At 54.3% G+C, this 5,593-nt stretch carries 3 rRNA genes; all 3 read right to left on the reverse strand.

The annotated features are described in order from the left end of the window. Positions 1-63 precede the first annotated feature (63 nt). The 3 genes from rrf to KZC51_RS17565 all read right to left on the reverse strand — a co-directional run bounded on the left by rrf (position 64) and on the right by KZC51_RS17565 (position 5,334). A 5S ribosomal RNA gene (rrf, locus tag KZC51_RS17555) occupies positions 64-180 on the reverse strand. 108 nt (positions 181-288) lie between these two features. After that, positions 289-3,393, reverse strand: a 23S ribosomal RNA gene (locus tag KZC51_RS17560). Positions 3,394-3,810: 417 nt separating this feature from the next. Continuing rightward, positions 3,811-5,334, reverse strand: a 16S ribosomal RNA gene (locus tag KZC51_RS17565). Together the 16S, 23S and 5S rRNA genes form the textbook arrangement of a ribosomal RNA operon. Between the last annotated feature and the right edge of the window lie 259 nt (positions 5,335-5,593).

Here is a 5,593-nt window from a genome sequence, read left to right on the forward strand (position 1 = left end):
GTTGTATTTCGTGTAAAACGCAAAATGGCCACCCATCGATGGGTGGCCATTTGCTTAAAAGAAGTCCGGCGGTGTCCTACTCTCCCACAGGGTCCCCCCTGCAGTACCATCGGCGCTGTGAGGCTTAGCTTCCGGGTTCGGAATGTAACCGGGCGTTTCCCTCACGCTATGGCCGCCGAAACACTATTGATGTTTCAATCAAACACATAACAAAGTCATTGTTGTTATGCGGTTCTCGACCGTACATCGAGAACCACTCAGTGGACGCGTAGCACCAACAAACGGTGTGTTATCAAGTCATCGGCTTATTAGTACCAGTCAGCTGCATGCATTACTGCACTTCCACATCTGGCCTATCAACCCAGTAGTCTGGCTGGGAGCCTCTCACCCGAAGGTATGGAAATCTCATCTTGAGGCCGGCTTCCCGCTTAGATGCTTTCAGCGGTTATCCATCCCGAACGTAGCTAATCAGCGGTGCTCCTGGCGGAACAACTGACACACCAGAGGTTCGTCCAACCCGGTCCTCTCGTACTAGGGTCAGATCCTCTCAAATTTCCTACGCGCGCAGCGGATAGGGACCGAACTGTCTCACGACGTTCTAAACCCAGCTCGCGTACCGCTTTAATGGGCGAACAGCCCAACCCTTGGGACCTACTCCAGCCCCAGGATGCGACGAGCCGACATCGAGGTGCCAAACCATGCCGTCGATATGGACTCTTGGGCAAGATCAGCCTGTTATCCCCGAGGTACCTTTTATCCGTTGAGCGACAGCGCTTCCACAAGCCACTGCCGGATCACTAGTCCCGACTTTCGTCCCTGCTCGACCTGTCAGTCTCACAGTCAAGCTCCCTTGTGCACTTACACTCGACACCTGATTGCCAACCAGGTTGAGGGAACCTTTGGGCGCCTCCGTTACTTTTTGGGAGGCAACCGCCCCAGTTAAACTACCCACCAGGCACTGTCCCTGAACCGGATTACGGTTCGAAGTTAGATATCCAGAGTGACCAGAGTGGTATTTCAACAATGACTCCACACGAACTGGCGTCCATGCTTCAAAGTCTCCCACCTATCCTACACAAGCCACACCGAACACCAATACCAAGCTGTAGTAAAGGTCACGGGGTCTTTCCGTCCTGCTGCGCGTAACGAGCATCTTTACTCGTAATGCAATTTCGCCGAGTTCGCGGTTGAGACAGTTGGGAAGTCGTTACGCCATTCGTGCAGGTCGGAACTTACCCGACAAGGAATTTCGCTACCTTAGGATGGTTATAGTTACCACCGCCGTTTACTGGGGCTTAAATTCTCAGCTTCGCCTTGCGGCTAACCGGTCCTCTTAACCTTCCAGCACCGGGCAGGCGTCAGTCCGTATACATCGTCTTGCGACTTGGCACGGACCTGTGTTTTTAGTAAACAGTCGCTACCCACTAGTCTCTGCGGCCTCCAAACGCTTTCGGGAGTAAATCCCTATACGCCGAAGGCCCCCCTTCTCCCGAAGTTACGGGGGCATTTTGCCGAGTTCCTTAACCACGATTCTCTCGATCTCCTTGGTATTCTCTACCTGACCACCTGAGTCGGTTTGGGGTACGGGCAGCTAGAACCTCGCGTCGATGCTTTTCTTGGCAGCATAGGATCACCCACTTTTTATCCGCATCGTGTCTCAGCCTGAATGAGAGACGGATTTGCCTATCTCTCGGCCTACGCACTTGCACCAGGACAACCATCGCCTGGCTTGGGCTACCTTCCTGCGTCACACCTGTTAATACGCTAACCGCACCAGAATGGGGTCGTGCGCTAGGCCCAGAGCGTCACCCCGAAGGGATCAGTCACTGGGATTCAGACACTTAGCACTACTGGATTAGCTTGGGCGGTTCTTCGCCGGTACGGGAATATCAACCCGTTGTCCATCGACTACGCCTGTCGGCCTCGCCTTAGGTCCCGACTTACCCAGGGAAGATTAGCTTGACCCTGGAACCCTTGGTCTTTCGGAGGACGTGTTTCTCACACGTCATTCGCTACTCATGCCTGCATTCTCACTCGTGTAGCCTCCACGGCTGGTTTACACCGCCGCTTCGCTGGCCACACGACGCTCTCCTACCCATCAATACGGCTGGACCACGAAGGCCTACCAAAAATATCAATGCCACAACTTCGGTGGCGTGCTTGAGCCCCGTTACATTGTCGGCGCGGAATCACTTGACCAGTGAGCTATTACGCACTCTTTCAAGGGTGGCTGCTTCTAAGCCAACCTCCTGGTTGTCACAGCAACTCCACATCCTTTCCCACTTAGCACGCGCTTTGGGACCTTAGTTGGTGGTCTGGGTTGTTTCCCTCTCGACTATGAAGCTTATCCCCCACAGTCTCACTGCTGCGCTCTCACTTACCGGCATTCGGAGTTTGGCTGACGTCAGTAACCTTGTAGGGCCCATCGGCCATCCAGTAGCTCTACCTCCGGCAAGAAACACGCAACGCTGCACCTAAATGCATTTCGGAGAGAACCAGCTATCACGAAGTTTGATTGGCCTTTCACCCCTATCCACAGCTCATCCCCTCAGTTTTCAACCTAAGTGGGTTCGGTCCTCCACGACGTCTTACCGTCGCTTCAACCTGGCCATGGATAGATCACTTCGCTTCGGGTCTAGGACATGCGACTGAATCGCCCTATTCAGACTCGCTTTCGCTACGGCTACCCCACACGGGTTAACCTCGCCACATATCGCTAACTCGCAGGCTCATTCTTCAAAAGGCACGCTGTCACCCCTACTAAGGAGGCTCCAACGGTTTGTAAGCAAACGGTTTCAGGTACTATTTCACTCCCCTCCCGGGGTACTTTTCACCTTTCCCTCACGGTACTTGTCCGCTATCGGTCATCTGGGAGTATTTAGGCTTATCAGGTGGTCCTGACAGATTCACACGGGATTTCACGGGCCCCGTGCTACTTGGGATACTCTTCGCGCCAAGAGAAGCATTTCGACTACGGGGTTGGCACCCTCTATGACCGGCCTTTCAAGACCGTTCGTCTATACCTTCTTGTAACGCCGCCACCTCGGCAGAGATGACTGAAAAGTCCCACAACCCCCAACGTGCAACGCCTGCCGGCTATCACACACGCTAGGTTTAGCCTGTTCCGGTTTCGCTCGCCACTACTAACGGAATCGCGGTTGCTTTCTCTTCCTGTGGGTACTGAGATGTTTCACTTCCCCACGTTCCCTCTACCCGCCCTATATATTCAGGCGGGAGTCACTAGGTCGGCACGCCGCCCAGCGGGGTTTCCCCATTCGGACACCCTCGGATCAAAACTTGCTTATCAGTTCCCCGAGGCTTATCGCAGATTGCTACGTCCTTCTTCGGCTCCAGATGCCAAGGCATCCACCGTTTGCTCTTAAAGACTTGAAATCACATGAGTTTGAATCAAAAACTCGACCCGGTCACTAAAACCGGATCTGAAATTGACTAATGATCTTTAAGATCATCTTGTGCAACAACCCGAAGGCTGTTGCAAGATGCTCGCGTCCACTGTGTAGTTCTCAAAGTACGGGCGGTACCCCTCACCGCTTCCCCAACCAGGGAAACAACGAAAGGCCCAGAGTAACCAAATGCTTCCAACCCGAAGGTCAAAGCGCATCCGGTCCCTCAGGACCCAACAGCGTGCAGACACCGACCCCCTCACCCAGAACCTTCCAACCGCAAGCGGCGTACTAATCCCGAGATCAGATCTCGATGCCATGTCAAATGTTCCACCCATGAGCTCCCAGCGAGAAACGAACGCTCCCGAACTGGGTTCTGGACTCCGAAGAGTCAGATGCTCCTTAGAAAGGAGGTGATCCAGCCGCACCTTCCGGTACGGCTACCTTGTTACGACTTAGTCCTAATTACCGATCCCACCTTCGACGGCTCCCTCCACAAGGGTTAGGCCACCGGCTTCAGGTGTTACCGACTTTCATGACTTGACGGGCGGTGTGTACAAGACCCGGGAACGTATTCACCGCAGCGTTGCTGATCTGCGATTACTAGCGACTCCGACTTCATGAGGTCGAGTTGCAGACCTCAATCCGAACTGGGACCGGCTTTTTGGGATTCGCTCCACCTCACGGTATTGCAGCCCTTTGTACCGGCCATTGTAGCATGCGTGAAGCCCAAGACATAAGGGGCATGATGATTTGACGTCATCCCCACCTTCCTCCGAGTTGACCCCGGCAGTATCCCATGAGTTCCCACCATTACGTGCTGGCAACATAGAACGAGGGTTGCGCTCGTTGCGGGACTTAACCCAACATCTCACGACACGAGCTGACGACAACCATGCACCACCTGTTTACGAGTGTCCAAAGAGTTGACCATTTCTGGCCCGTTCTCGTATATGTCAAGCCTTGGTAAGGTTCTTCGCGTTGCATCGAATTAATCCGCATGCTCCGCCGCTTGTGCGGGTCCCCGTCAATTCCTTTGAGTTTTAGCCTTGCGGCCGTACTCCCCAGGCGGGGAACTTAATGCGTTAGCTGCGTCACGGAATCCGTGGAATGGACCCCACAACTAGTTCCCAACGTTTACGGGGTGGACTACCAGGGTATCTAAGCCTGTTTGCTCCCCACCCTTTCGCTCCTCAGCGTCAGTTACGGCCCAGAGATCTGCCTTCGCCATCGGTGTTCCTCCTGATATCTGCGCATTCCACCGCTACACCAGGAATTCCAATCTCCCCTACCGCACTCTAGTCTGCCCGTACCCACTGCAGGCCGGAGGTTGAGCCTCCGGATTTCACAGCAGACGCGACAAACCGCCTACGAGCTCTTTACGCCCAATAATTCCGGATAACGCTTGCGCCCTACGTATTACCGCGGCTGCTGGCACGTAGTTAGCCGGCGCTTTTTCTGCAGGTACCGTCACTTTCGCTTCTTCCCTGCTAAAAGAGGTTTACAACCCGAAGGCCGTCATCCCTCACGCGGCGTTGCTGCATCAGGCTTGCGCCCATTGTGCAATATTCCCCACTGCTGCCTCCCGTAGGAGTCTGGGCCGTGTCTCAGTCCCAGTGTGGCCGGTCACCCTCTCAGGCCGGCTACCCGTCGACGCCTTGGTGAGCCATTACCTCACCAACAAGCTGATAGGCCGCGAGCCCATCCCCAACCGAAATTCTTTCCAGACGCAGACCATGCGGCCACGTCACATATCCAGTATTAGACGCCGTTTCCAGCGCTTATCCCAGAGTCAGGGGCAGGTTGCTCACGTGTTACTCACCCGTTCGCCACTGATCCCACAGAGCAAGCTCCGTGTTCACCGTTCGACTTGCATGTGTTAAGCACGCCGCCAGCGTTCATCCTGAGCCAGGATCAAACTCTCCGTAAAAAAGAAATGCATACCCCACCGGGAAAACGGTGACGCAGCGAGTTTGATACTGACCAAAGAGACAAATTCATTGCTGACTTCATCCATCGCCAACCCCCCGAAAGGGATTGGTCTTTGATCCAAAGGAATTCTCACCCAGCCGAAGCTAGACGAGGATAATTTGGCATTTGACAAGTGCACGCTGTTGAGTTCTCAAGGATCGGATGCTCCCACGACCCAGTCATCACAACCAGGCCCGAAGGGCAACTTCTCTATCTTA

Origin of the sequence: Microbacterium croceum (assembly GCF_023091245.1) — a bacterium.
Classification (GTDB): Bacteria; Actinomycetota; Actinomycetes; order Actinomycetales; family Microbacteriaceae; genus Microbacterium; species Microbacterium croceum.